23 protein-coding genes, 1 pseudogene, 1 riboswitch and 1 other annotated feature are annotated in these 25448 nt (G+C 54.7%); of the genes and pseudogenes, 6 read left to right on the top strand and 18 right to left on the bottom strand.

Annotated features, from left to right (window positions below):
- Positions 1-10 precede the first annotated feature (10 nt).
- The gene (metA, locus tag FRY98_RS05030) at positions 11-946 is read right to left on the bottom strand and encodes a homoserine O-acetyltransferase MetA (protein WP_148450620.1); all 936 of its coding nucleotides are present in this window, start codon (positions 944-946) and stop codon (positions 11-13) included.
- Positions 947-1063: 117 nt separating this feature from the next.
- Positions 1064-1191, bottom strand: a riboswitch (SAM riboswitch).
- A 414-nt stretch (positions 1192-1605) separates the two neighbouring features.
- Between metA and corA the strand changes: the two genes are divergently transcribed.
- Entirely contained in the window at positions 1606-2541 is a 936-nt protein-coding gene (corA, locus tag FRY98_RS05035) for a magnesium/cobalt transporter CorA (protein ID WP_148450621.1), read from the top strand.
- Between the two features lie 101 nt (positions 2542-2642).
- Here corA and FRY98_RS05040 read toward each other — a convergent pair whose 3' ends face one another.
- On the bottom strand, positions 2643-3653 hold the full coding sequence (locus FRY98_RS05040) for an HRDC domain-containing protein (protein ID WP_148450622.1): 1011 nt from the start codon (positions 3651-3653) through the stop codon (positions 2643-2645).
- A 236-nt stretch (positions 3654-3889) separates the two neighbouring features.
- Here FRY98_RS05040 and FRY98_RS05045 point away from each other — a divergent pair, with 236 nt between their 5' ends.
- On the top strand, positions 3890-4192 hold the full coding sequence (locus FRY98_RS05045) for a DUF3055 domain-containing protein (protein WP_148450623.1): 303 nt from the start codon (positions 3890-3892) through the stop codon (positions 4190-4192).
- 18 nt (positions 4193-4210) lie between these two features.
- On the opposite strand, the gene modB is transcribed toward FRY98_RS05045, so the two are convergent.
- Together modB and modA are read right to left on the bottom strand one after the other, a co-directional pair.
- Positions 4211-4879 (bottom strand): molybdate ABC transporter permease subunit, encoded by a 669-nt coding sequence (gene modB / locus FRY98_RS05050; RefSeq protein ID WP_148450624.1) that lies wholly within the window; start codon positions 4877-4879, stop codon positions 4211-4213.
- A 5-nt stretch (positions 4880-4884) separates the two neighbouring features.
- Positions 4885-5724: a molybdate ABC transporter substrate-binding protein gene (modA, locus tag FRY98_RS05055; protein WP_148450625.1), complete on the bottom strand. Its 840-nt coding sequence runs from the start codon at positions 5722-5724 to the stop codon at positions 4885-4887.
- A gap of 108 nt (positions 5725-5832) precedes the next feature.
- On the opposite strand from modA, the gene FRY98_RS05060 reads away from it, so the two are divergent.
- Positions 5833-6831 (top strand): helix-turn-helix transcriptional regulator, encoded by a 999-nt coding sequence (locus tag FRY98_RS05060; protein ID WP_148450626.1) that lies wholly within the window; start codon positions 5833-5835, stop codon positions 6829-6831.
- A gap of 474 nt (positions 6832-7305) precedes the next feature.
- Here FRY98_RS05060 and FRY98_RS05065 read toward each other — a convergent pair whose 3' ends face one another.
- The 7 genes from FRY98_RS05065 to FRY98_RS05095 all read right to left on the bottom strand — a co-directional run bounded on the left by FRY98_RS05065 (position 7306) and on the right by FRY98_RS05095 (position 12413).
- The gene (locus FRY98_RS05065) at positions 7306-8202 is read right to left on the bottom strand and encodes a 5'-3' exonuclease (RefSeq protein WP_148450627.1); all 897 of its coding nucleotides are present in this window, start codon (positions 8200-8202) and stop codon (positions 7306-7308) included.
- 46 nt (positions 8203-8248) lie between these two features.
- Positions 8249-8608 (bottom strand): arsenate reductase family protein, encoded by a 360-nt coding sequence (locus FRY98_RS05070; protein WP_211373260.1) that lies wholly within the window; start codon positions 8606-8608, stop codon positions 8249-8251.
- Positions 8609-8630: 22 nt separating this feature from the next.
- Positions 8631-9599, bottom strand: a complete 969-nt coding sequence (locus tag FRY98_RS05075) for an RluA family pseudouridine synthase (protein ID WP_148450629.1) — start codon at positions 9597-9599, stop codon at positions 8631-8633.
- The gene (locus FRY98_RS05080; RefSeq protein WP_148450630.1) at positions 9596-10165 is read right to left on the bottom strand and encodes a cob(I)yrinic acid a,c-diamide adenosyltransferase; all 570 of its coding nucleotides are present in this window, start codon (positions 10163-10165) and stop codon (positions 9596-9598) included. Before FRY98_RS05080 ends, FRY98_RS05075 begins: the two co-directional genes overlap by 4 nt.
- Positions 10166-10290: 125 nt before the next feature.
- Positions 10291-10560 (bottom strand): aspartyl-phosphate phosphatase Spo0E family protein, encoded by a 270-nt coding sequence (locus tag FRY98_RS05085; protein WP_225040442.1) that lies wholly within the window; start codon positions 10558-10560, stop codon positions 10291-10293.
- A gap of 127 nt (positions 10561-10687) precedes the next feature.
- Complete coding sequence (locus FRY98_RS05090) at positions 10688-11899, bottom strand: aminotransferase class I/II-fold pyridoxal phosphate-dependent enzyme (RefSeq protein ID WP_148450631.1); 1212 nt, start codon at positions 11897-11899, stop codon at positions 10688-10690.
- A 13-nt stretch (positions 11900-11912) separates the two neighbouring features.
- The gene (locus tag FRY98_RS05095) at positions 11913-12413 is read right to left on the bottom strand and encodes an Lrp/AsnC family transcriptional regulator (RefSeq protein WP_148450632.1); all 501 of its coding nucleotides are present in this window, start codon (positions 12411-12413) and stop codon (positions 11913-11915) included.
- A gap of 236 nt (positions 12414-12649) precedes the next feature.
- Between FRY98_RS05095 and FRY98_RS05100 the strand changes: the two are divergent.
- A pseudogene (locus FRY98_RS05100) lies at positions 12650-13833 on the top strand (NAD(P)/FAD-dependent oxidoreductase).
- A gap of 47 nt (positions 13834-13880) precedes the next feature.
- Here FRY98_RS05100 and FRY98_RS05105 read toward each other — a convergent pair.
- From FRY98_RS05105 to FRY98_RS05120, 4 genes are all read right to left on the bottom strand, one after another.
- Positions 13881-15083, bottom strand: a complete 1203-nt coding sequence (locus FRY98_RS05105) for an MFS transporter (RefSeq protein WP_148450633.1) — start codon at positions 15081-15083, stop codon at positions 13881-13883.
- A 114-nt stretch (positions 15084-15197) separates the two neighbouring features.
- Positions 15198-15725 carry a hypothetical protein gene (locus FRY98_RS05110; protein WP_148450634.1) on the bottom strand — a complete coding sequence of 176 codons (528 nt, stop codon included), beginning with the start codon at positions 15723-15725 and terminating at the stop codon, positions 15198-15200.
- A 142-nt stretch (positions 15726-15867) separates the two neighbouring features.
- Positions 15868-16284 (bottom strand): DUF350 domain-containing protein, encoded by a 417-nt coding sequence (locus tag FRY98_RS05115; protein WP_225040447.1) that lies wholly within the window; start codon positions 16282-16284, stop codon positions 15868-15870.
- 16 nt (positions 16285-16300) lie between these two features.
- Complete coding sequence (locus tag FRY98_RS05120) at positions 16301-18664, bottom strand: endonuclease MutS2 (RefSeq protein WP_148450635.1); 2364 nt, start codon at positions 18662-18664, stop codon at positions 16301-16303.
- A 152-nt stretch (positions 18665-18816) separates the two neighbouring features.
- On the opposite strand from FRY98_RS05120, the gene FRY98_RS05125 reads away from it, so the two are divergent.
- Both FRY98_RS05125 and FRY98_RS05130 read left to right on the top strand, forming a co-directional pair.
- Entirely contained in the window at positions 18817-19164 is a 348-nt protein-coding gene (locus FRY98_RS05125; RefSeq protein ID WP_148450636.1) for a phage holin family protein, read from the top strand.
- A gap of 181 nt (positions 19165-19345) precedes the next feature.
- On the top strand, positions 19346-19720 hold the full coding sequence (locus FRY98_RS05130) for a cupredoxin domain-containing protein (RefSeq protein WP_148450637.1): 375 nt from the start codon (positions 19346-19348) through the stop codon (positions 19718-19720).
- Between the two features lie 51 nt (positions 19721-19771).
- Here the strand turns inward: FRY98_RS05130 and zapA are convergent, their stop codons facing one another.
- From zapA to pheS, 3 genes are all read right to left on the bottom strand, one after another.
- Positions 19772-21319 carry a cell division protein ZapA gene (zapA, locus tag FRY98_RS05135; RefSeq protein ID WP_148450638.1) on the bottom strand — a complete coding sequence of 516 codons (1548 nt, stop codon included), beginning with the start codon at positions 21317-21319 and terminating at the stop codon, positions 19772-19774.
- 111 nt (positions 21320-21430) lie between these two features.
- Positions 21431-23881, bottom strand: a complete 2451-nt coding sequence (gene pheT / locus FRY98_RS05140; protein WP_148450639.1) for a phenylalanine--tRNA ligase subunit beta — start codon at positions 23879-23881, stop codon at positions 21431-21433.
- Positions 23882-23908: 27 nt separating this feature from the next.
- Positions 23909-24943: a phenylalanine--tRNA ligase subunit alpha gene (gene pheS / locus FRY98_RS05145; protein WP_148450640.1), complete on the bottom strand. Its 1035-nt coding sequence runs from the start codon at positions 24941-24943 to the stop codon at positions 23909-23911.
- A gap of 69 nt (positions 24944-25012) precedes the next feature.
- Positions 25013-25309: a binding site (T-box leader), on the bottom strand.
- Between the last annotated feature and the right edge of the window lie 139 nt (positions 25310-25448).

Raw genomic sequence — 25448 nt, forward strand, 5'->3', positions numbered from 1 at the left:
CCTCCACTAATCAAATATGGTATATAAGTTCGGCCATTTCATCGATATCATACGGTGTTTCCTGATACACATAGTAGTTCAGCCAGTTGGAGAATAATAAGTTGGCATGCGCTCTCCAAGTCGAACGCGGGGGCTTGGAGGGATCGTTGTTCGGATAATAGTTCACCGGAAGCTCGATTTCCAGCCCTTTGGCGACGTCACGATCATATTCCCACTTCAGGGAACCCGCATCATACTCCGAGTGTCCGGTCACAAAAATTTGCTTCCCGTCCCGTGAAGCGACGAGGTAGATACCGGCTTCCTCCGATTCGGCCAAAATCTCGAGCTCCGGGGACCGCTCGATATCCTCCCGGGATACGTCCGTATGACGGGAATGCGGAACCTGGAACACTTCGTCGAAGCCCCGCATTAATTTTACGCGGGGGTTGTTGACGGTATGGGAGAAGATGCCGAAGCATTTTTTCTCGAGCGGGACTTTGCGGACCCCGTAGTGGTAGTATAAACCGGCCTGGGAAGCCCAACAGATGTGCATGGTCGAAGTGACATGCGTTTTGCTCCATTCGAAGATCTCTTTCAGTTCCTCCCAATAGTTGACTTCTTCAAAAGCCAGTTGCTCGACCGGCGCGCCCGTCACGATCATGCCGTCAAACCGCCGGCTCTTGATCTCGTCGAAGGTTTTGTAGAACATCTCCAAATGCTCCGCCGACGTATTCTTCGAAATATGGGAACGGGGGTGGAGCAATACGATCTCCACCTGGAGCGGCGTGTTGCCGAGCAAACGCAAAATTTGCGATTCCGTCGTTTCTTTCGTCGGCATCAGGTTCAGAATGGCGATTCTGAGGGGCCGAATGTCCTGCTGGTAGGCCCGGCTCTCATCCATTACAAAAATATTCTCGTTCGCAAGCACTTCCTTGGCCGGCAGATGATCCGGTACTTTAATCGGCATTACATTCCAACTCCTTTTTTTTGGGGATTTTACTGGGTTACCTCGTGAAAGCGGGCAATAACAAGAAAAAGACCTCACTCCAAAGAGAAAGGTCATCATTTATTCCTGAATGCGCCTCTCTCATCTCTCAGAAACCTAAGAGCATCACATCATGCTCCCAAGCTCTGCAAGAATTAGCACCGTGCGACGTATCGCCGGTTGCCGGGTATCATCGGGCCAGTCCCTCCACCTACTCTTGATAAGAAAATCGTCTAAATATTCTGTTGTTAAAATTCTAATTGAATCAGGTTGATTTCATTATACATGAATTCTCTTTTTTAACAAGGCGTACGCCATTTTTTATCCACAACTTTTTGGCTTGAAACATTTCAACCCCCGGCGTTATACTAGACAAGTGCTAAAAAGGCAACCCATAAACTCATGATAAAGAGGTGAATCCGAGAAATGGAAGGCGACCCGAGTCCGCAGCGCATGGACCTGAAGAAACAACCGCATAGGAAACCGATCAGCAGGCGCCACGTGGAGGGTAACGGGCACTTTCTTTTCCCGGTGTTTTCATAAAACGCCTTTTTCGGCGTTCGCCGTGCTGATCCTTTCCTGTGCTCAAACCAAAAATGAGCATATCCCGGCTGCCTAGGCCGGAAAAGGGAGTGATTGGTATGAAAATCCGTCATGTGGTGGCCGGTGTATTTAAGCCGGTCGAAGACGTGGAACTCACGACAACCCCGCCTGAGGAAGGCTTCTACTGGATTGACGCGGACGTTGATGACCTGGCGCTGCTTCAACCGCTGTTCTCGCTGCATGATCTTGCCGTTGAGGACTGCCTCACCGAGGAGGAGCAGCGTCCGAAAATCGAAACCTACGACAACCATTACTTTATTGTAGTTAACAGCATCCGTTATGATGATGAGGAAATTTTTCTGCGGGCGCTAAACATCTTCTTGGGAAGACACTACATCATCACCGTGACGAAGCAGAAAATTAACGAACTGCGGGCCGTCAAGCCGATTCTCTGGGAACAGGAAGTCAGCGAACCCGACCGCTTTCTTTATTTTCTCATCGACCTCGTGGTCGACAACTACTTCATTGTCGGTGACCGCATCGAAGTCAAAATCGAAAAGCTGGAAGAAGATATATTGATGCACACCAAACGCTCGCACCTGAACGAGATCATCGGTCTGCGAAGCGAAATTTTGTGGTTGAAGAAAGTGCTTGGCCCTCAAAAGGAAGTTATCAATATTTTAAATAAAAAAGACTTGCGACTGATCGACGATCAACTGCAAAAGTATTTCAGCGATATTTATGAAAATGCCGTTAAAATCTCCGAAAACTTCGACACCTTTCGGGAATTGATCGGTAACTTGCGAGAAGCTTATCAGGCGGCGATCGCCAACCGGGCCAATGAAATCATGCGCGTATTCACCGCGATCACCACGATTTTCATTCCGTTGACCCTGATTACAGGGATATACGGGATGAATTTTGAACACATGCCCGAAATCCATTGGAAATACGGATATTATGTCGTCCTGGGCGTCATGATCGTCCTCGGCGCAGGCATGTTCTATCTGTTCCGCAAGCGGGACTGGATTTAGTACATTACATGCGGCTTTAAAGAAAACACAGCGCCTTTTCTCCGCCTACGCCTTCCCTTGAGGTTGAACGGAGAAAACGCGCTGTTTTGTTTATTTAGGAGTTATCCGGCTTTCTGCGCCTGATCCTTATGCCGACGATAGGAAAGGCGGAGCAGGCGGATTCGTTCATAAAGCCGATCCAGATTGGCCGTCTCTATCGTCTCCTGATCGTAAGCCCGCTGCAGCACGGGTTTGAGGAAGGCGTCCCCGAGTTCCTCAAAGGCCTGCCAGATGGAGCTTTTCTCCTCCGCCGGCATGTCCTGCAACTCCAACTGAACGAGCGCCTCGGTCGTGTACCCGTCCTTCTCGAATTGCTCGAGCAGTTCGACGGCATCCCTCCGTTCGAGACCTGTCCGTTCGCAGATTCCTTCCAAATTGCCGCCTTGGGCCATCGCTTCCAGCGCTTGACGGCGCAGGCTGAATTTCTCCATCTCCATGCGGAATTTAGCTTCCTTCTGCCTATACATCCAGGAACGAAAGGTATCGTCGTCGATGTCCCGTTCCACCCAATCGAGCGGAAACTCGCCCGGCCGTTCTCCAGCCTGCGCCGCGGTTAACGCAAGCAATTCGGTCCCGTATTCGGCCGCCTTGTTCTCTCCGACTCCAGGCAGCTGCAGTAATTCGTCCACCGTATGCGGCCGAAATACGCTGATCAGGCGAAGCAGCCGGTTGCTGGCGATAAGATAGGGGGCCTTGCGTTCGGCGGAAGCTTTCTTCCGCCGCCAACCGCACAGCTCATTGTACAGCGTTTCGTTCTCGTGAAGTTCGCTGTAACAAATCAGCCGCTGCGCGGCCATGCCCCTTCCGTGAAACTCCTCCCTCTCATCCCATATCCCTTCGATCACCGGACGGTAGCCTTCGCCGAGCTTGATGACCAGCCTATGCCGATAAATATGGAGCATTTCAGACCATGAACCGCCTTCGTACCAAATTGTCTCGCTTTCCTCCTCTCCCGTCGATTCGTTCCACCCCATCCTCCAAACCCCGTCCTCTTCGCCGATCCATACCTGGGCATCGCCGGCGGTGGCCCCGCCATCCTTCTTCTCCAGGCTGTTCAGAAAAACAATCCGCATCCCTTCTACCTCCTTCGACTGTCAGCAACGACAGGCGTTTCAATCCAAAAACGCAAAAAAAGCACCTCTCCCGAATGATTCAAGAGAGGTGCTTCCTCTAGTCGTATACTGTTGTTACTAATAGTACCATTTTTTCGGAGATTGTCAATCCGGATTATTTTCGTTGCCATTTCCACGGGCGACCGAATATCCGCTATAATGACAGGAGACAACTCGTTTTATAGGAGGCACAGCTTATGACCGCATCAAATCAGGATTTGGACTTTTTATCCGACAGCACGGAGAGCACATCCACCCGTTTTGTCACTTTTATCGGAAACTCCCTCAAACGTTTTGACCTGGCTGTCACCACGACAAACCGTTTTTACGGCAAGAAACTTGTGACCGATCTCCAGAACGGAAAAACCGCGATCTTGGGCACCGACGACCTTGAGGAAGAAGGTTACCTGGAGCATGTATTCGCCCTGAATGAGGAAGAGGGCGGCGAACTGCGGAGCTTTTTGTACCAGGTTGTCGGAGATGCCTATTTTACGGATTAACAGTCTTTTCTTATCCGCTTATTCCTTCCGTTCCGTTCGGGGGCCGAAGCAGGCCAGCAGCAGGAAGGAGATCAACACCATCCAGCCCGCCCAAGCCCAGGCCGTTCCGGTATCGCCCGACTCCACAGCCATGTAAATGGCCGTCGGCAGCGTCTGGGTTCTTCCGGGGATGTTACCGGCCAGCATCAGCGTCGCTCCAAACTCGCCAAGGGCCCGGGTAAAGGACAGCACGAACGCGGTTGTCAAGGAACGACCGGCTAGCGGGATAGCGACCCGGAACAATAGCTGCGGCTCGGACGCCCCCATCGACCGGCCCGCGGCCAGCAGATCCCGATCGATGGAAGCGAAGCCGGCTTTGGCCGACTGATACGCCAGCGGGAAAGCAACGACGGCGGCCGCCAGGACGGCGGCCCCCCAAGTAAAGACGATCGGCAGGCCGGACAGCGCTTCAAACCACCGGCCGATAAAGCTCCTGCGTCCGAAGGCCATAAGCAGCAGGAACCCGACCACGGTAGGCGGCAGTACCATAGGAAGCATAAAGATCGTTTCAAGCACAATTTTCCCGCGAAATTTCCGTCCCGTCATAAGCCAGGCCAACCATCCGGCAAGCAAAAAGGCCAAGGTTCCGGCGAGAAGGGATACCTTAAGGGAAAGCAGAACAGGCGACCAAAACGAAGCATGCATCATGCCGCTTACTCCGGTACCGTGAACCCGTGGTCAACAAACACTTGACGAGCCTCCCGGGATTGCAGAAATTGCAAGAACCGGCCGGCTTCCTCTTGATGCTCGGAGGCGGACACCACGCCTGCCGGATAAAGAATAGGAGCGTGGCTTTCTTCATCGACCACGAGCCCGGTTTGGATGTTCGAAGAACCTTTCGCATCGCTTTCATAAACGAAGCCGGCATCCACGTTTCCCGATTCCACATAGGTGAGCACCTGTGTAACATCTTTGGCGAATATCATTTTGGACGAAAGCGCCTCCCATAATCCGGTATGCTCCAGCGCTTCCTTGGTGTACGCGCCGGCGGGAACCACCTCGGGTTCACCCAGAGCGATCGTCCCGAAATCCGTTTTTTTCAAATCCGCCAAGGAGGAAAGCTCGCCCGTAGCGTCGGCTGGCCGAACCAGAACAAGCCGGTTCCGTAACAGGTCCGTTTTGCTTTCAGGCTTGATGAGCCCTTTGTCCATCAGGGCGGTCATCTGTTTTTGGCCTGCCGATAGAAACAGATCCACGGGTGCTCCCTGCTCGATCTGCTTTTGCAGCGAACCCGATGCGCCGAAATTCATGGTCAGTCGGATATTCCGCTGTTCCTTTTCAAAGAGCGGAGCGATCTCCTCCAGACTCTCTTTTAAACTGGCCGCCGCCGAAATAGTCAGCGTAACGGTCGCTGCCGTTTCGGAGTCGGATGCCGCCTGTTGTGTGGCCGCCTTATCGGACGGTACGCCGCAAGAGGTTAGGAGTCCGATGACAACCATTAAAATAAATACAAGCGTACTTCCACGGAAACGGGAACCAGAGAAATGCCGCATTTATGTATGCCTCCCATAGAATTAGATAAATATATTCTATTCTATTTTGTTATATTTGAATATAACTAGTTATAATTAGACATAAATTCGTCAATTGGAGGTCTCCGAATGAGCGAGATTTCATATACAGCCGAAGAAGTTGCCAAGCTGTTGAAAGTATCTAAATTAACGGTTTACGACCTGATCAAAAAGGGCAGCTTGCCCGCGTACCGTGTCGGGAAACAAATGCGTATCGACGCGGATGATTTGGAGCAATACAAAAGAGTAGCCAAAAGCGGGGCTGTCCCTTCCGGGCCTCAAAGCGAGCCGTTCCCCGTCGGCGGCCAGAGCCTTCCGCCGCAGCCGGCGGCGGCTTCGGACCGGCGCCTTTCCCGGGACGCTTCGCGGGTTCCGGGAACCCTGGTCATTACCGGCCAGGATCTGAGCCTCGATTTATTGGCCAAGCATCTCGAGCGGACGCAGCCGGGGCTGCGCCCCCTGCGCTCGCACGACGGAAGCCTTGATGGGCTGATCTCCATGTACCAGGGGAACAGCGACATCGTCAGCACGCATCTGCTGGACGGGAACACCGGGGAATACAATTTGCCGTATATCACCAAAATTCTGACCGGCCATTCTTACCTCGTGGTCAATTTGCTGATGCGTCAGGCCGGTCTTTACGTCCGCCGCGGAAACCCCAAACAATTAGAAACCTGGAGCGACCTCGGACGGAAGGACATCAAGCTGATCAATCGGGAGATCGGTTCCGGCGCCCGGGTGCTCCTGGACGAACAGCTGCGCTTGCACGGCATATCCCGAGCCGGGATCGATGGATATCAGGATGTGGAGACCAGCCATTTGGCGGTGGCCGGCAAAGTCGCGGCGGGACAAGCCGATGTCGGCGTAGGCATCGAAAACGCCGTATCCCTCATCAGCGAAGTCGAATTTATCCCATTAATCCAGGAAAGATACGACCTTGTTGTCCTCAAAACGGAGAGTACGGCCGCCTGGATCGAGCGGTTTCTCGATACCGTCAAATCCCCCGAATTCAGACAGGAGCTGGGCTCCTTTCAAGGTTATGATTTATCTTTAAGCGGCCAGGTTTTATACGACAGTGAAGCTCAATGAATACATGGGTTGATGAATGACGGCTCATGCGGAAGGAATAGCGGACTTTATGGGGCACTAGCGTTGCATTAAAACTGATAATGGGTGCTGCCTATCCGCAATCGTTCTTGCCGCCTGTTATAATAGCGGCGTTTGGGGCCGTTATTTCGCCCCGATTTGCGTTTTCGGGTAAAATAGCGGCCAAAAAGGGCCTTATTTCACTGATGCGGGTCCAAAAATCAGGGGTTCTGCCCGGTTTTCCCTAAAATAAGGCCCCAAAAGACCGCTATTTCTGAGCGAAGGGACGAATTCGACAAAATAAGGCCGCAAATGACCCTTATCCTCCCGCCAGGCTTCAAAGGGAGGAGATTACGGCCATTAGACCCTTCGGGCTAACGCTACACCAATTCCTATTTTTGAAAAAAAGCAGCGACCCTCCGTACGGAAGGATCGCTGCTTTTCATTTATCCAAAAGCGTCTGCCACTTGTCCAAGGTCATGGCGTGGCCGCCAGTCCCATCCACGAAACGATGCTGGACATTTCGAGCTCCTCGAATTTGGAAGCGACCGCGGCCGCGTTCATGACAAAGCGGCATTCGTCGACGCCGCACGCCAATTCCACATCGCAGCGGATCTCCGCCAGCCGTCTTGACAGATGCAGCATGTCCAAGTCGTTCTCAATCTTGGTCCGGACCGATTTGGACAAAGCGTCCAAGTTGGCCAGAATCCCCTCGACCGACCCGTGCTCCTGGACAAGCTTCAGCGCGGTTTTCTCGCCGATGCCGCGCACGCCGGGATAATTGTCGCTGGTATCGCCCATCAGGCCTTTCAAATCTATAATCTGGCGGGGAACCAGTTGTTTCTCTTCCATCAGGGTTTCCGGCGTGTAGACCATATAGTTGCCGTGGCCCTTTTTCATAATAATGACGCTTGTCCGCTCATTCACCAACTGCAGCATGTCATGGTCCCCCGTGAGGATGAGAACCTCCATCTCCGGGCTGAACCTGGCGGCCAGCGTACCGATGCAATCGTCCGCTTCATAACCCGGGCTGCTGATATTGGGAATCCCCAAGCTTTCCATAACGTCCCGTATGATCGAAAACTGCGGAATCAGCTCATCCGGCGCCTCCGAGCGGTTGCCTTTATAAGCCGCAAACTGCTCCGTCCGGAACGTTTTGCTGCCCAGATCCCAACAGCAGGCGATATGCGACGGGGAAAACTTTTGGACCGCGTCCCAAAAATACCGCATAAATCCATAAACCGCATTCGTAGGCAGCCCCGCTTTGGTGCGCCGGATATAACCCGTGGCCGCCGAAGCATAATAGGCTCGGAACATCAAGGCCATCCCGTCAACCAGCAGAATGCTCTCCCGTCCGCTTTGTCCGGTGTTCATGATTTCGCTCGCTTCCTTTCTTCGTAAATTGGTCTCATGATTACGCCTATCCCCATGCCTTCTCGAACATGTCCTCCTTGAAGCCGACGGTCGCCTGCTTGCCGTCCGTCACCAGCGGGCGTTTGATCAGCATTCCGTTCGAGGCGAGCAGGGCCAGCTGCTCTTCCCGCGACATGGCGGGCAACCGGTCTTTCAGCCCCATTTCACGGTAGACATCGCCGCTGGTATTGAAAAATTTCTTCAATTCCAGACCGCTCAGCGAAATCATTTCCTCCAATTCTTCCACGTTCGGAGGCGTCTCCTTAATGTTCCGCGAGTCCAACGTATAGCCCTGGCCCTCCAGCCATTTCACGGCTTTGCGGCAGGTGCCGCAGGGCGGGTATTGATAAACCTTCAATTTTTTCATCCGAATGATTCCTCCTGCTAGCTTAACTATCTAAATCCTGCAGCTTTCGCCGCAAGTTCTCCATATCCTCGGGCAGGGGCACGCGAAAAAGCAGCTCCTCCCCCGTAAGGGGATGGCGAAACCCCAGTTCGGAAGCGTGAAGGGCCTGACGTTGAATAGCGCCGTCGAACGGCCCGGAATCCCCGGGCGGTTGAACAACAGGGAGTTGGCCCCTGCCGCCGGTTCCCGTATACATCTTGTCCCCGATCAAGGGATGATCGATCGAGGTCATATGGACGCGGATCTGATGCGTCCTGCCCGTGCCAAGGCGAAGGTCCACCATAGCGCCCAGCGCGTAGCATTCGGAGACCTTGTAAAAGGTCACCGCCGGATACCCGGCCGGAGTCACGATACGGCGATGCGGCTCCTGTGGATCCCGATCGATCGGACCGTCGATCACCCCTTCGTCCGGCCGCGGGCATCCGTAAACGAATGCCGTATACTTTTTGGTCACCTTTCCCGCGATGAGCTGTTCGGAAATATGCTGATGGATATAGGCGTTTTTCGCGATCGCCACCAGTCCGCTGGTCTCCTGGTCCAGCCGATGAACGGGGCGAAAGCGGACCTTCTCCCCTTTTTCCCGCCAATAGTACACCACTCCGTTCGCCAGCGTATCCGTATAATGGCCGTGGGTCGGATGAACGATCACGCCGGGCGCCTTGTTGACGATCAGAAGCGCATCATCCTCAAATACGATGTCAAACGGAATCGGCTGCGGCAAAATATCGTCCGACACCTCCTGCTCCAGGGAGATGGCGACCAGATCGCCGGCTTTGACCGGGACGCTGATATAAACCCGTTCTCCATTGAGCATGACGCCGCGCTCCGTCAGTTTGATGCGCGACAACAGCTTGCGGGAAACGCCGAGCTTCCGCTGCAGGACGGTTTTAAGCAGCCAGCCGTCTTCCTTTTCGGTCACGGTGTACGTAATCGGTTTATAGTAAGCGCTCATGATTTTCTGCCGAACACCTTCGCACTGCGCACGTATTCCACATCCGGGGTCTGCTGGCGGGCATTGGCGGTCCGGGCGGCCGCAAAGAAAAAGTCCGAGAGGCGGTTCAAATACTTAATCGCTTCCCAGTTCACATCCATTTTCTTGCTCAACGACACCGCTTGCCGTTCGGCCCGGCGGCAGACCGTTCTGCATACGTGCAGCGCGGAGGATAAAGCCGTCCCGCCCGGCAGAATAAACTTCTCGAGCGGAGGATTCTCCGCTTGATAACGATCGATCCAGGACTCCAGCCGCTCCGCCAAATCGGCTCCGACCTTATAAGGACGCTCACCGAGCTTGGCATAGGCAAGGTCGGATCCGCAATCGAACAATTCCTGCTGAATCTGCTCCAAATCTTGCTTCAAATCGGCAAATAACGTGTCATCGGCATAGCTCCCCGCCAAGCCGACAAAGCTGTTCAATTCGTCGATCGTGCCATAGGCCTCAACCTGGATATCGTCCTTGTCGACCCGTCCGCCGATCACCGAGGTTTGCCCCTGATCCCCGGTTCTTGTGTAAATCGCCATATGGATAGCCCCCTTTTTCCTATGTTCCAATATACCACAAATTTAAAAAAGAAGATCCTTGAAGGATCTTCTTTAATATGATTTGGATATCACTATGTTCCGGTTCGCGGCCAGCCTGCAAACGGCTATCTGCCCTCCCGGCGGATCTTCATAAACTCATTGATCTTCAAATCCAGCAAGCTGCTGATTTCAATTACGATATCCGAAGTGAACGAGTTCTCCTGCTGAAAAAGCATCTCCATTTTACTCCGCAGCAAATGGATTTCATCCTCCAAGGAAATTGCTTGTGGTGAAGCCTTGCGATCGACTTCGTCTATCCATTGGTTCGATTGATTGCCTCCAGCGATCACAATCCCGGCCATTTCAAGGGGTATATTGTATTCACCACAACCCAAATGTATCCCTCCCTGAGAAATTAAACCTCTTCCAAAAAGAAATTATACCATGCCAATTGGACAGGGATCAATTAAAAAATGAAAGAAATGTTAATTAGCCCCATTTCTCCGGCAGGTTCGCTACGACTCAGCCTTGTTTCAGTTTGTGAATAAACTCGCCCATGCGATGCAGCGCTTCGCTGATCTGCGATACGGAAGTCGCGTACGAGCAGCGGAGGAAGCCTTCGCCTCCCGCACCGAACACATTCCCCGGAACGGCCGCCACCTTCGCTTCCAACAACAGCTTCGTCGCAAATTCATCCGAGCTCAAACCCGTCGATGCGATGCTCGGGAACGCATAAAACGCCCCCTGCGGCTCATGGCAGGTCAGACCGATATCCCGAAGCCCCTGCACGATCAATCTTCTCCGCTGGTTATAGGATTCGACCATATGGTCCTTCTCCTGCAGCCCGTTTTTCAATGCCTCCAACGCGGCCACCTGCCCCATGACGGGGGCGCACATGACGGTGTATTGGTGGATTTTCAACATGGCGTAAATCAGATCGGGGTGTCCGCAAGCGTAACCCATGCGCCAGCCGGTCATGGCAAAGGCTTTGGAGAAGCCGTTCACCAGGATCGTCCGGTCCTTCATTCCCGGAATGGAGGCGAAGCTGACATGCTTCTCTCCATAGGTCAATTCCGAATAAATTTCATCGGAAATCACGATCAGGTCGTTCTCTTCGACGATCTTGGCAATCGGCAGCCAATCTTCATAACTCATGATTCCGCCGGTCGGATTGCTCGGGTAGTTCAAGATCAGCACTTTCGATTTCGGCGTAATCTTGGCTTTAAGCTGTTCCGCTCTCAGCTTGAAATTGTCCTCGGCAAAGGTTTCGATTTCCACGGAAACCCCGCCTCCGACCTGGGTGATCGGCGAATAGGAGATATAGCAAGGAACCGGGACCAGAATCTCGTCGCCGGGTACGATTAAAGCGCGAAGAGCGAGATCGATCGCCTCGCTGGCCCCCACCGTTACCAAAATTTCATCTTTCGGATCATATTTCACGGAATAGCTGTTATACAAATATTCGGCGATCGCTTCGCGGAGTTCGGGAGTTCCCGCGTTGCTGGTATAGCTGGTGAACCCCCGTTCCAAGGAGTAGACGCACGCCTCTCTCACATGCCACGGGGTGATAAAATCGGGCTCGCCTACGCCCAGCGTAATGATATCCTTATTGCCGCTGGCGAGATCGAAAAAACGCCGGATGCCCGAAGGCTGAATTTCCCTTACCCGCGGCGCCAGGTAGGATGTCATGGATTTGCCGGCCGTTTCTGCCTGTCCTTGTGATTGTACACTCATACTATTACTTCCTTTACGGAGAGATCATCAGGCGGCGGTCTTCTTCAGGGTCTTCGAAAATGATGCCGTCCTGCTTATATTTTTTAAGAATAAAGTGCGTTTTTGTGGAAAGTACGGATTCCAGCGGAGACAGCTTGTCGGAAACAAAGCTGGCCACCTCTTTCAAATTGCGTCCCTCGACTTCGACCAACAGGTCATAGGCACCGGACATGAGATACACGGACTTGACCTGCGGGAAAAGATAGACCCGTTCCGCAATCGCTTCAAAGCCCCGGCCCCGCTCGGGTGTAATCTGTACCTCGATCAGCGCCGTCACTTTCTCATCATCCAATTTACTGGAATTGATGACGGTCGCGTATTTTACAATGACATGATCCTCTTCCAGTTCCGCGATGGCTGCCGTAACCTCTTCGGAGGTTACACCGAGCAGGGTTGCCAGCAGTTTCGGATCCCGGCGGGCGTCCTCTTTCAGAAGATCCAGCACTTTCAGCTTCAATTCGCTCAATTGTTTCATGCCTCATCCTCCAGCGCTGTTCCGATGACCGTCTATCCTAATTCGTGCCCTCGGAATCTAAATTTAATACTTATATTACATGAAATTGGGCATCCTGCAAAGAAAAACGTCCGTCGCATGGAAGATTTCCAGCCCGGTTAATTTTTCCTTATCGCGGTGAATTTATGGAGAAAGGCAAAATCGAGGAGGAACCACGAATGCAATTACATACGGGCCATTTCTATTGGCATCGGAATATGGAGCGAATCCCCCGATATCCGGCGGTAACCCGCAACCTGTCCTGCGACTGCCTGATTATCGGCGGGGGAATCAGCGGCGCGCTGTGCGCTTATCTTCTGGGGAATCGGGGAGTTCGCTCCATTCTTGTCGAAAAAAAACGGATCGCCTCGGGCAGCACGCTGGCGAACACCGGTATCCTGCAATATGCCAACGACAAAACACTGACCTCGCTCATTCAAACATTCGGCGAACAAGCGGCCGTTCATTTTTACCGGCTGTGCCGGGAAGCCTTGGTCGATCTGAAAGAAATCTGTCGCGAACTGGCTCCCGGGTTTCCTCTTCATGAGCGCAGCAGCCTGTACCTGGCCAGCCTGGAAGAGGAGGTCGCCTCGCTCCGCCGGGAATACGAAACGTTGACACAGCACGGGTTTTCGGTGGAGTGGTGGGAGGAAGCGGACTTGGCCGCACGTTTCCCGTTCCGCAGGCCCGCCGCCATTTACACGCAGGGGGACGCGGAGATTCATCCATTCGCTCTGACGCACAGTTGGTAAGCCGGGCGGAGGCGAACGGCGTTCGAATTTTCGAGGAATCTCCCATAACGGGATGGAATTTTAAAGAGGACGGGGTCCTTTGCCGTACCGGTCAAATGACGATCCGGGCGCGGCATGTAATTTTCGCCACGGGATATGAAACGCAAATGATCCATAAAGAGCCCGGCGCTTCACTGGTCGCCACTTATGCGGTCGTTACCGAGCCTGCGAATCATCTCGGCGACTGGTATGAACGAGCCATGATCTGGGAAACGGCCAGGCCCTACCTGTATTTAAGGACTACGTCCGACGGGAGAATTATTGCCGGCGGGCTGGACGAACCGTTGAAAGATGGAACCCTTCAGGAAGGAAGGGAGTTTCATCAAAGCGGCAAGCTTTTGGAGCGGATCCACGCTCTTTTTCCCCGGACCAAACGCCTCAAAGCCGCCTACGCTTGGGGGGCCGTCTTTGGCGATACCCGGGACGGTTTCCCCTATATCGGAACCCACCCGGATTACCCGAATTGCTATTTCCTCGAAAATTACGGCGGCAACGGAACGGTTTGCGCTATGATGGCCGCGCGGATGATCGCCGATGCTCTGACAGGCAAGCCGCGGCCCGATATGGCCTGGTTTTCGCTGTCGCGAAGCACCAAGCCTTCTCCACCATAGCCCTTACGGCGCAGCGTGCAGCCCGGCTGCAAGCGGTAGAGGCTGCTTTACGCCGCATCGACCGGTTCTCGAATCAATTTGCGGATCGCGATCCAACTGAGGACGGGCGTCGCTCCCAACCCGAGCATCAGCCAAGTGACGGTCGTCATACGGGGGGCCAGCCCGAAAACAACGATAAACAGCAAGGTGCCCGCAAGCCGGCCAGCCATGATGCTCAGCTCGCGCAAAACGACCAGTTCCACCCGATGTTCCACGCTGTCCTTGTTTTTGCCGATCAAATCGAATACCGAGGAGGTTACCGGCAGCAAATACAGCGGCATAAACAGAGAAGTGCCGATCCCGAACAACATGAGCGTAAAATAGTTGACTTTCCAAAGCAGCGGGCCGATCACCCCCGTGATCAACAAGGCGCCGATCAGCATTCCGTAATAACGGTGACTGATTTTCAGCCATTTTCCAACCGCCCAGAAGCTGACCAGGGAGACCAAGGAAGTCGCAAACGAAAATTGCCCGACTTTCCATTCCGCGGAGGTGCTGATATAGACCAGCAAAGTGACCAGGAAGGAAAATACCCCCTCCCGCAGGCCATGTGCCGCCGAGGCCGGCACGGCTTGCCGCCAGGGACTGTTTTTTTGAAAATGGCGAAAGGGGTCCATCCAGCGGTAGGTGCCGCCCCGTTTTCTTTTTTTCAGACGAAAGCTAAGCAGGATTCCAATCCCGTAGACGACGAGCGAAAGGGTAAAGATGACCCGATAGCCCACATCCCCTTTTAACATGGAAATCAGGCCCCCGGATGCCCATGGACCCAAAATTCCGATCACCGAACCTAAAATGCCGATCCAACCGTTGAATAAATCTCGGGTCTCCATATCGGTGACCTCAAAATAAACGACATTGAAGGCGAGCCAAAACAGACCTGAACCGATTCCGAACAGAAAACCCAGCGGCCAGATGTAGTTGACCGTATGCGGACCGGCCCAAAGGACAAGCAAATAAAACAGGCCGGAGACGACGATGCCGAGCCGGAGCGAAATCATTTTGTCCCGCTCTTTCACCCATTTGCCGGCGATCCAAAACGTCAGTCCGAGCGCGAGCTGCTGGCTGAACGTGAACCAGCCGATCATCGCGAAATCTTGTCTGGCCTTCCAAAGATAGACGTTCAGGAAGGTTCCCGATAACGCTCCAGCCAGGACGAAAAGCCCGTTGACGGCTAAGAGCAGCCGGGATTGGCCGTTAAGCGAACGTTTCATGCGTGTGCTCCTCCAGCGTTAAGGTGTATCCTGTAAGATGCCCAAAAGGGAGGGAACCAACACAAAAAAGGACCTTTTCGCCGGAAATGCGCGAAAAGGTCCTTGGGCCGTCCTCTATTGGCCACTCACCGTCCGAATCAAGGCGTTTCTGTCGTCCTCCGACAAAAATTTGCTCACATGGAAGCAGGCGGAGCATACGAACACGTTGAGTTTGGCCGTACCCGCCACAAGCGGCTGCTCAACCGCCTCCTGCCCGGCCGGTTCAAAGTCAGCCCCTAGCGGCTGGGTTCCGGCGAACATCATGTACTCCCGGCAATGCGGGCACTCCGGAATTTCATCCTGCCCGTCCAGTATTTTCTCCACGCCGGATTCATAGGCCAGCAGATCGCCGCCCGCAGCGGCGAAAGACTCCAGCCGGCGGATCGCGTTCAAATGGCTCTCTTCGTCCTCTTCCCAGAGATCGGTATCCGCCTCCTCGTCCGCTTCTACCTCCTCCTCCAGCTCCTCGGCGGAGCCGAGGGAGATATTAAGCGTGCGGTAGCCCTTCAACTCATTATGACAGTAAGGGCACTCTTCCTCCGGGCCAAGCTCCTCATCCCACACGATTTCGGTTTGACACCAGGGGCAAATCGTCGTTTCCATGAACGGCCCCTCCTTTCTTTTACACCAAATATCGAAGCGTTTTTTTTTAAGCGTTCCACAAAAAAATGACACCGGCAGCCAGAAACAGCATCGCCGCCACGAACAAAACCCTGACCAGGTTCTTCAACATGCCGTTCTCCTCCTATGCTATACATACTCCTATCACAAAGGATACCGATACCGAGACGGCCATCGCAATGAATCCCACGGCGGTATTTCCGGCGGCGATTTCCTTGTCGATATGGAAAACCGGGGTTAAAAATTCAAACATGACATACGCCAGAAACAAGAGAAAGGCTCCAACAAAGGACCACGACATGAAATCGTAAATCGTAGGACGGGCGGTCGCATACTGCAAAATATTGCAAAGCCCGAAAATTTTGCCGCCCGTGGCGAGTGAAGCCGCCATATTCCCCCGCTTGATTTCATGCCAGCATCGGTACCTTGTGACGAGTTCAAAGCAGGAAAGAAATACGATCAATTCAACTATCGCTACCGAAAAATACCCGGCCATTAGGCCGATCGGCTGTTCCAGAAGCGGATCAATGGTTTCCTTCAAATCGCTTCCCTCCCGTTTACTTCAGCTCGGCTACCGTCACACCGGTTCCGCCTTCCCCGTAATTTCCAAGTCGGTAGCTCTTGATATGCTTGTGCTTCCGGAGGTAATCCGAAATACCGGTGCGCAGAATCCCCGTGCCCTTGCCGTGAATGATGTAGATCTGGCCCAGATTGGCCAAATACGCTTCATCGATAAACCGGTCGACTTCAATGAGCGCTTCCTCCAGATTGGATCCGCGCAAATCGAGCTCGCTGCGGACCTGGTCGTCCCGCGTCCGCTTCACGTTGGCAACCGTGCGCTGCGCCTGTTTGGCCGGTGCGGGCGAACCGATCAGTTCCAGATCATCGATCGCTACCTTCATTTTCATAATGCCGAGCTGGACGAGCGCTTCTTTGGTGCCGGCCAGCTCGACGACATGCCCTTTTTGGTTCAGGCTGTAGACCATAACTTCATCGCCGGGCTCGATTTGCCGGGGCGCTTTGGCCGCTTTGCGCCCGGCCGCCTTTTTGCGCTGCTGAGGTTCGGCCTCGTCCAGCTGCTTCCGGGCGGCGATCAGTTTATGCTCCTTCACGGAGGCGCCTTCCTCCATCGCCAGCCTGCGCAGCTCGTCGATGATCTTCTCGGCCTCGCTTCGCGCCCTGGCCACGATCGCCCGAGCTTCTTCCTCGGCTTTTTCCAGCCTGCGGTCCTTCTGCTGCTCCAGCTTCTCCAGCTCCGCAGCATGGCGGCTTCTCAGAGCTTCCAGCTCCTTGCGCAGCTTCTCCGCCGATTCCCGCTCCTGCTCGGCCACGTTTCGGTTCTCTTCGAGCGAAGCGATCATATGCTCCACCCGCTGGTCCTCTTCCTTGATCTCGCCGCGGGCGTAATCCAGAATGCTGCCGGGAAGCCCCAGCCGCTCGGCGATCGCAAACGCGTTGCTTCGACCCGGAACTCCGACCAGTAACCGGTAGGTCGGACTCAGCGTGTTGACATCGAATTCCATACTTGCGTTGATGACCCCTTTGCGCTCGTAAGCATAGGCCTTCAGCTCACTGTAATGCGTCGTCGCCACCATCCGGCAGCCCAACGCATGGATATGCTCCAGGATGGCGATCGCCAAAGCGGAGCCTTCCGCCGGGTCGGTGCCCGCGCCGACTTCATCCAGCAGCACCAGGCTCTTCGGCGTCATTTTGCTCAGAATGGAGATGATGTTGGTCATGTGGCTGGAGAAGGTACTCAAATTCTGCTCGATACTCTGCTCATCTCCGATGTCGGCATAAATCGCATCGAAGACGCAGAGCTGGCTTCCTTCCTCCGCGGGAACGAACAGCCCGGACATCGCCATCAGGCTGAGCAGGCCGATTGTCTTCAATGTAACCGTCTTCCCGCCCGTGTTCGGACCGGTGACGATGATGGTCGAATACTGGTTGCCGAGTTCCACATCGATCGGCACGACCTGCTCCGCCGGAATCAGCGGATGCCTTCCCCGCCGCAGCTTCATAAAGCCGCGGTCGTTCATACGCGGGAGGACCGCTTTCATCCCGCGCGCCAGACGGGCCTTCGCGAAAATAAAATCAAGCTGCGCCAGCACATCGATGTCATAAAGCAGCAGTTCGGCCTGCTCTCCGACCTGGGCGGTCAACTTCTGCAGGATCACCTCGATCTCGCGTTCTTCGCGCAGCCGGGTTTCGCGCAGCTTGTTGTTCATTGCCACGATCGATTCGGGCTCGATGAACAAGGTCGCTCCGGAGCCCGACTGGTCATGGACGATCCCGCCGAAATGGGACCGGTATTCCGCCTTGACCGGAATGACAAACCGGTCGCCCCGGATGGTAATCAATTGATCCTGGAGCATTTTGGCGACGCTCGAGGAACGGATCATCGCGTCCAATTTCTCGCGGATCCGCACCTCCCCGCCGCGTAATTCGCGGCGGATTTGCGCGAGTTCGGCACTGGCCGAGTCCACCACTTCCGCGCTTTCGTCAATGCAGCGTTTGATCGCTTCCTCCAGCGGCTTCTGCTCGCTCAGCGAATCGCTGAGCGTAAACAAAAGCGGAATCGGATGCTCCTCATGCATATTGGCCAAAAAGCGCTTGATTCGGCGAGACCCTTCCAACGTGGTGGCAATGCCGAGCAATTCATGGGGATTCAGCGTTCCGCCGATTCGCGCCCGCTTCGCCGCGGGAACGATATCCACGATGCCGCCGAAGGCCGGATAACCTTTGAGCCGGTCGACGGTAAAGGCTTCCTCCGTGGCCTGCAGCAACCGCTTTACATCCTCCAGGCCGGTCACGGGCGACAATTCCTCCGCCGTTTCCCTGCCCATTGGAGTCTGCGTATACTTCACCAATTGCTCTATAATTTTTGGATATTCCATTGTTTTTAAAATTTTCTCGTCCAAGAACGTTCACTACTCCCCTCGGGCTATGATCCCATTATAGCGAATGAGGCCATTTTTCGCCATTTCCCCGGCGTCGTACATAAAAATGTCCCGACCGGAACAAGATAATTGAGGATTATCACACGTTATTTTGAAGAAGGAGGCCAAGTGCCATGAATTTTTTGGGACATGTCGTCCGCTTTATCGTCTCGGCCCTCGTTCTGCTTGTTGTCGGCTGGATCGTTCCGCAATTCAGCATCGGCGGATTCGGCAGCGCCCTGCTCCTTGCGCTCGTCATCGCTTTATTGGGCTGGGCGATCGAGGGAATCTTCGGTAAAAGGGTCACTCCGTTCGGAAGAGGCATCGTCGGCTTTATCACCAGCGCCTTGGTGATATGGTTGGCCCAGTTTATCGTCTCCGGCGTCTCCGTATCGATGATCGGAGCATTGCTGGCCGCGCTGGTGATCGGGATCATCGACCTGTTCATTCCGGTATCCACGCCGTTTGACGCCGGAAAATAATAGTAGTCAAACCCGATAGAGACCAACGAATCAAATCCGTCCCCTTCCCCGGACGGATTTGTTCTGTTTCCCCGTGTTCGAATTCACGATTCCTTCAAATCTTGTTCGACTCCCTCCTGTCTATCTACGCTATAATAATTCTTGATATTGTCAAAAAAACGTCATACAGAGAGGGATTAGCGTGAAAAAAACAGTTGCCGTTTTAATTTCTTCTGTACTTATTCTCCTGTTGGCTGCTTGCGGCGGAGGCAGCGGTTCCGGAAACAGCAGCGCGGCAAGCGATGTAAAGCCGGAAGCCGAATTGGTGATCGAAGCATCCAACTACAAGTTTGATCAAGCGGAGTATCGCCTTAAGAAAGATGTTCCCGTCAAAATCACGTTTAAAAATGTGGAGGGCAATCACGGCATTCTTGTCCCGGGCCTCAAGCTCCACCTGGATGGCAAGAAAGATTCAGCCGTCATTATCCCGAAGGAAACGGGAGAGTTTGAAGTAGCCTGTTCTATCATGTGCGGTAGCGGACACGGCTCGATGATCTCCAAAATCATCGTGGAATAGCAGAAACAGAGCCCCCGGCGTTTTCAGCCGGGGGCTCTGCCATTACCTGTCCTAATTTTGGTCCTGCTCAATCAGTTCGATCCATTCGTTGTACTCGTTCTGCAGCTTGGCGTAGTCGTCTTTCAGGCGGCGGTATTCCTCTTCCCGCTGCTGCACCTTCTCGCGTTCCACTTCGCGCTCGGCCTGAAGCAAGCGATATTCATGGGAGATAATTTCGTAACTGTCCGTAATCTCCTGCAACTGTGCGGCGATCTCTTCCTTCTGTTTCTCAAGCTCGCCGTATTCCGCGGAGAGGGTCAACGTCCGCTCGCCTCCGGCGGCGCATTCCTGCTGCCATTCCGCCAGTTGACGCTGCAATTCGGCCTCGGTTTCCCGCCAGGACGCCAATTCTCCCTGCGCGGCCGCAAGCTGCTCTCTCCATTCGTTTTCGCGCCGTTCGGCCGCTTTACGGGACTCCTCCAATTCCTCCGCGAGCGCAACATATTCCTGCATTTCCCGCTCGCTTTCCTCAAGCCGCAAACGCAGACGCTTGCTCTCCTCTTCCAGCTGCCGCTTGTCCTCGCCGGCCAGTTCGGCCGCCTTCTTGGCGGATTGGCGTTCGCCTTCAACCTGCGAAAGCTTGGCCTTCAAAGATTGCAAATCCTCTTCCAGCTGCGCGGATTTCTCCTGTTCGGACAATCTCTGCTCTTTCGCCGCCTCCAGTTCCCCGGTTACGGTCCGAAGCTGTTCCTCCAGCGAATTCGTCCGCTCTTCCGCCTCCAAAAGAGTGATCTCCAGCCGGCTTAGCTCATCGTTTCGCTTCTCCGCCAGTTTATGCCAGGAACTCTCGTTCTGTACGGCCGCCGTCAGCTCCGTGCGAAGCTTGTTCTCGCGTTCCTGGGCCTCCTGGAGCGAACGGGTATGCTTTTTGGCTTCCGCGTCGGCCGCCTGAATCGACTGATGCGCGAGCTTAAGCTGCTGCTCCAGCTTCATACCGTGCTCTTTCGCCCGTTGTTCCGCCGTTTTGGCGGCCTCTTCCCGCTGCGCGGACGCCTTGAGCTGCTGCTGCAACTGCTCCCGTTCTTCCTTCGCCTTGCGGGCATCCTGCTCCACCGTGCGCAGCTTCGCTTGAAGCTGCCCGTTGCTCCCGCGCTGCTCGGCCAACTGGCGCTCCAGTTCCTGAATCCGGGCCGTGGCCTTTCGGATTTCCTCGTCGCGTTCCTTCAAACCGGCTTCGGCTCGGCTAGCCTTGTCCTCAAGCTGTTTCTTATCGCTTTTTAACTGGTGATGCTGCTCCTGCAATTCTTTATAATCATGTTCCTGCTTCGTCTGGAGCGCCTGCATCACGGAAATTTCCTGGGCGAGGCTTGCCTTCTCACGCAATGTCCGGTCCAGTTCGTCCTGGAGCTGCTCCGCTCGCACCGCTTCTTCCGCCATACGGACGGCGGCGAGCACCGCCAGCCGCGGGGTATCGAGATGGGAATACATCTTGGCGATGGAACGCATCTGCTCGTCGACGCGCCGGGCTACCTGCTTGGTGTATTCCGCATTACTCCCGACGATTTTATATGAAGTGCCGTATATTTCCACATTTACACTAATACGGTCAGGGTTATTCACAGCCAAGTGCCTCCTTCGGTCGGGGTTTCATCTCAGATGTCTGTATTTGAACAAAAGTCACATCGAATATTTGCATAAGGAATGATTCGATGTGACTCTGTTTAATTCCTGCTATTTTCGCAATTCGGCTCCAAAAGTTTGCTCCAGCGTCTCCACAACTTTACCGTGAACCTCGGCGACCTCTTCATCGGTCAGCGTCCGATCCATGTCGCGGTAAGTCAGGGACAACGCCACGCTCTTCTTGCCTTCGCCCAGCTTGCTGCCGGTAAACACATCGAAAACCTCGACGGATTCAAGCAGCGATCCGCCCGTCGCGCGAATCGCGGACATCAGCGAGGCCGCTTCGATCCCGGCATCCACCACGACAGCGATATCCCGCTGCATAGCCGGGAAGCGCGGCAGATCCCGGTAGGAAACCGTCTCACCCGCCTGTTCGTACAGCGGTTCCAGGAGAAGTTCGGCCACATAGGTGTCATCCAGATCCATCTCCAACTGCACTTCCGGGTGAAGCTGTCCGAGGGTGCCGATCTTCCGGTTGCCTCCGGAACCGTTCAGGTAAATGGAAGCGGACCGTCCGGGATGGAAGCCCTGCGGCTGATCCGCCGCATAGGAGACTTGTTCGTTGAGGCCCAGGTATTCAAACAGGCTTTCCAACGCGCCCTTCAAATCATAGAAGTCGACCTTCTCGGCCGGGGTATTCCAGCGTTTTTCACCGCGGGAGCCGGCCAGCAGCAGCCCGAGCACGGATAATTCGCGAGGCTGGGCGGTCATGGAAGGATCCGTGCCCTGGAAAACGGTCCCGATCTCGAACAAAGCCAGATCCTCCTGCTTGCGGTTCCGGTTATACTGCGCCATATCGAGCAATCCCGGCAGCAGACTGCTCCGCAGTACGCTGCGGTCCTCACTCATCGGCATGGCCAACTTGACCTCGAAGCCGCCTTCGCCAAGCTCGGGGAATTTGCGGGAGGCGCCTTCCCGGATAAAAGAGTACCCCATCGTTTCCTGCCATCCGCCGTGCACCAGCGTACCGCGCAGCGCGCGACGTAGCGCCTGCGGCTTCGTATAGCCGCCCGCCGTCGTCGGTCCCTCAATCGCCGTGGTCGGAATATGATCGTAGCCGTACAAACGGGCCACTTCTTCGATCAGGTCGACATCGCGGGTAATATCGCCGCGGCGCGTTGGTACGCGAACTTCCAATACCTGGTCCGACGTTTCGGCGAAATCGAAATTCAATCGGCTCAATATCGCCTTCGTTTCAAGCGTCGAAATTTCCGTTCCCAAATATTCGTTCAATTTGTCCAGGGAAAGGGCGATTACCCGCTCCTGCTCCTCGGAAACGACGGACTGCACCACGCCTTGCAGCACATGGCCGCCGGCCAAGCGGGCCATCAGTGAAGCCGCACGATGGAGAGCCGGAAGAACCCGAGCCGGATCCACTTCCTTCTCAAAGCGCTGCGAAGCTTCGGATCGCAGCCCCAATTGGCGCGAAGTCTTCCGCACAACCGCCCCGTCGAATTTTGCGGATTCCAGGATGATATTCCGCGTATTCTCCGTCACTTCGGAATCGAGTCCGCCCATGACGCCCGCGAGCCCGACCGGACGGTCCTCCCCGTCCACAATCAGCAGGGCTCCCGGCTCAAGTTTGCGCTCCTGGCCGTCCAGGGTCACCAAGGTTTCCCCCGCCTTTGCGGTGCGAACCCCGATGGCCCCTCCGGCAATCCGGTCGGCGTCGAAGGCGTGCAGCGGCTGGCCGTATTCCAGCATCACATAATTCGTGATGTCGACGATGTTGTTGATGGGGCGGATTCCCGCGGCCATCAGCCGGTTTTGCATCCACAGCGGGGAAGCCCCGATCGTCACGTTGGAGATATAACGCACCGCATACCGGCTGCACAGGTCAGGGGAAGCGTTCCTAACGGAAACTTTGCCGCTGGCCGGCTCGGCGGTTTCCACCAGCTCTTTTTCCGGTTCGGGAAGCCGGATTTCCCGGCCCAGGATCGCTGCGACTTCATAAGCCGCGCCGATCATGCTGAGACAGTCGGAACGGTTCGGCGTCAAATCGAAGTCGAGGACCTGGTCGTCCAACTGCAGCAGTTTCGTAATCGGCGTCCCCACTTCGCTGTCTTCGGGCAGCACCAGAATGCCTTCCTGCTGCTCCTTCGGCAACAGCTTTTCATTGAGGCCGAGCTCCTTGGCCGAGCATATCATCCCCATGGAAGCGACGCCCCGCAGCTTGGCCTTTTTGATCTCCAGGCCGCCGGGAAGCTTCGCGCCCACCAGGGCAACGGGCACCTTTTGACCGGCCGCCACGTTTTTTGCACCGCAGACGATCTGCAGTTCCTCGCCCGTTCCGGCATCCACAAGACAAACGTTCAGCTTATCCGCATCGGGATGCTTTTCCTTGCTCTTGACAAAGCCGACCACGACCTGGGTGACTCCGTTATTGCGGTTCTCGACCGAGTCGATCTCGATCCCGGAACGGGTGATTTTCTCAGCCAATTCCAGCACATCGACCTGATCCAATGATACATATTGCGACAACCATTCGGCGGAAACTTTCATATTCGTTCTCCTTCCTTCTTCTTGAGGCTAGATTCTGGCGAACTGCTGCAGGAAGCGCAGATCATTGTTATAAAAATGACGGATGTCGTCAACCCCGTATTTCAGCATCGCGATCCGCTCGACGCCCATGCCGAACGCAAAGCCGCTGTAGATTTCCGGATCGTAGCCGCCCATCTCCAGTACGCGGGGATGCACCATACCGCTGCCCAAAATCTCCAGCCAGCCGGAGTTTTTGCAGACTCTGCAGCCGCTGCCGGCGCATTTCACGCAAGTGACGTCCACCTCCACGCTAGGCTCGGTGAAAGGGAAGAAGCTCGGACGCAGACGAATTTGCGTATTGGGGCCGAACATTTTGCGGGTGAATTCCAGAAGCGTGCCCTTCAAGTCGCTCATCCGGATTCTTTTGCCTACGACCAGGCCTTCGATTTGATGGAACTGGAAGGAGTGCGTGGCATCGTCATCATCGCGGCGGAAAACGCGTCCGGGACAGATCACCTTAATCGGCACTTCGCCTTGCATCGCTTCCATGGTGCGGGCTTGCACCGGAGAGGTCTGCGTACGCATCAGCAGTTCTTCCGTCAGGTAAAAGGAATCCTGCATATCCCGGGCCGGATGGTTTCTCGGCAAATTCAGCGCCTCAAAGTTGTAATAATCGGTCTCCACTTCGGGTCCTTCCGCGATCCGGTAACCCATTCCGATAAAAATATCCTCAATTTCTTGAATCACCTGGTTCAGCGGATGTACCGCCCCCTGTTTCATCGGTCGTCCGGGCAACGTTACATCCACCTTTTCGGCGGCGAGCCGGCGTTCGGTTTCCTGGCGTTGGAATTCCTGCTGCTTCGTATCGATCAGCGATTCAATCGCTCCGCGCACCTCATTGGCGACCTGTCCGATCACCGGGCGTTCCTCGGCACTAAGCGCGCCCATTCCGCGCAAAATTTCGGTCAGCGCCCCTTTTTTGCCCAAATATTTGACGCGCAGGTCATTCAGCTGTCCCGCATCGGCCGTCCGGCCGAGTTCCTCCAGCGCCTCAAGCTTGAGTGCTTCCAATCGTTCTTTCATCGGCAAATCCTCCTTAAGCTGTATGAATGATGGATTCATCACGGAAAAACAAAAAAGCCTTTTCTCCCGAAAAGGGACGAAAAGACCGTGGTACCACCCTTGTTAGAGTTTCGTTCCCGCCGCATGATTCCCGCCGTTAAACGGGCGGTAACCGGAGGAATATCGACTCTCACTTTCATCGACGTAACGGGTCGCGGCCGGTATCCTCTAGTGCACGCCATAGAAGCTGCTTCAAGCTTCCGCGCGGTTCAAGGAACTGCTCCGGAGCGAACTTCGGCAGCCTGTTTCCGTAGAGACGTTCTCAATCCACGACGTCTCCTCCCTGTAAGGAGGCTTCTGCCTACTCTTCTCCATCATCGCATTTGCTTTTTGACTTATCTGCTATTATATGCAAAGTTAACGCTTATGGCAAGCCGATGCCCCCGCTTTGGATTTCGGTCCCACCTATGGTATCGTAAACTGGAGTGTATACTTCCAGAAGGTTAACTCTAATCATCTAAGGAGC

The sequence above is a fragment of the Paenibacillus faecis genome (genome assembly GCF_008084145.1).
In the GTDB taxonomy this organism is placed as follows: domain Bacteria; phylum Bacillota; class Bacilli; order Paenibacillales; family Paenibacillaceae; genus Fontibacillus; species Fontibacillus faecis.

Coding starts and splice junctions, on each gene's coding strand:
- FRY98_RS05060 (WP_148450626.1), top strand. CDS start 5,833: ATGAGCGAGATTTCATATACAGCCGAAGAAGTTGCCAAGCTGTTGAAA.
- modA (WP_148450625.1), bottom strand. CDS start 5,724: ATGCGGCATTTCTCTGGTTCCCGTTTCCGTGGAAGTACGCTTGTATTT.
- FRY98_RS05090 (WP_148450631.1), bottom strand. CDS start 11,899: ATGAGTGTACAATCACAAGGACAGGCAGAAACGGCCGGCAAATCCATG.
- FRY98_RS05045 (WP_148450623.1), top strand. CDS start 3,890: ATGACCGCATCAAATCAGGATTTGGACTTTTTATCCGACAGCACGGAG.
- FRY98_RS05070 (WP_211373260.1), bottom strand. CDS start 8,608: ATGAAAAAATTGAAGGTTTATCAATACCCGCCCTGCGGCACCTGCCGC.
- FRY98_RS05095 (WP_148450632.1), bottom strand. CDS start 12,413: ATGAAACAATTGAGCGAATTGAAGCTGAAAGTGCTGGATCTTCTGAAA.
- pheT (WP_148450639.1), bottom strand. CDS start 23,881: ATGAAAGTTTCCGCCGAATGGTTGTCGCAATATGTATCATTGGATCAG.
- FRY98_RS05065 (WP_148450627.1), bottom strand. CDS start 8,202: ATGAACACCGGACAAAGCGGACGGGAGAGCATTCTGCTGGTTGACGGG.
- FRY98_RS05125 (WP_148450636.1), top strand. CDS start 18,817: ATGAATTTTTTGGGACATGTCGTCCGCTTTATCGTCTCGGCCCTCGTT.
- pheS (WP_148450640.1), bottom strand. CDS start 24,943: ATGAAAGAACGATTGGAAGCACTCAAGCTTGAGGCGCTGGAGGAACTC.
- modB (WP_148450624.1), bottom strand. CDS start 4,879: ATGATGCATGCTTCGTTTTGGTCGCCTGTTCTGCTTTCCCTTAAGGTA.
- FRY98_RS05110 (WP_148450634.1), bottom strand. CDS start 15,725: ATGGAAACGACGATTTGCCCCTGGTGTCAAACCGAAATCGTGTGGGAT.
- FRY98_RS05040 (WP_148450622.1), bottom strand. CDS start 3,653: ATGCGGATTGTTTTTCTGAACAGCCTGGAGAAGAAGGATGGCGGGGCC.
- FRY98_RS05075 (WP_148450629.1), bottom strand. CDS start 9,599: ATGAGCGCTTACTATAAACCGATTACGTACACCGTGACCGAAAAGGAA.
- FRY98_RS05080 (WP_148450630.1), bottom strand. CDS start 10,165: ATGGCGATTTACACAAGAACCGGGGATCAGGGGCAAACCTCGGTGATC.
- FRY98_RS05105 (WP_148450633.1), bottom strand. CDS start 15,083: ATGAAACGTTCGCTTAACGGCCAATCCCGGCTGCTCTTAGCCGTCAAC.
- corA (WP_148450621.1), top strand. CDS start 1,606: ATGAAAATCCGTCATGTGGTGGCCGGTGTATTTAAGCCGGTCGAAGAC.
- metA (WP_148450620.1), bottom strand. CDS start 946: ATGCCGATTAAAGTACCGGATCATCTGCCGGCCAAGGAAGTGCTTGCG.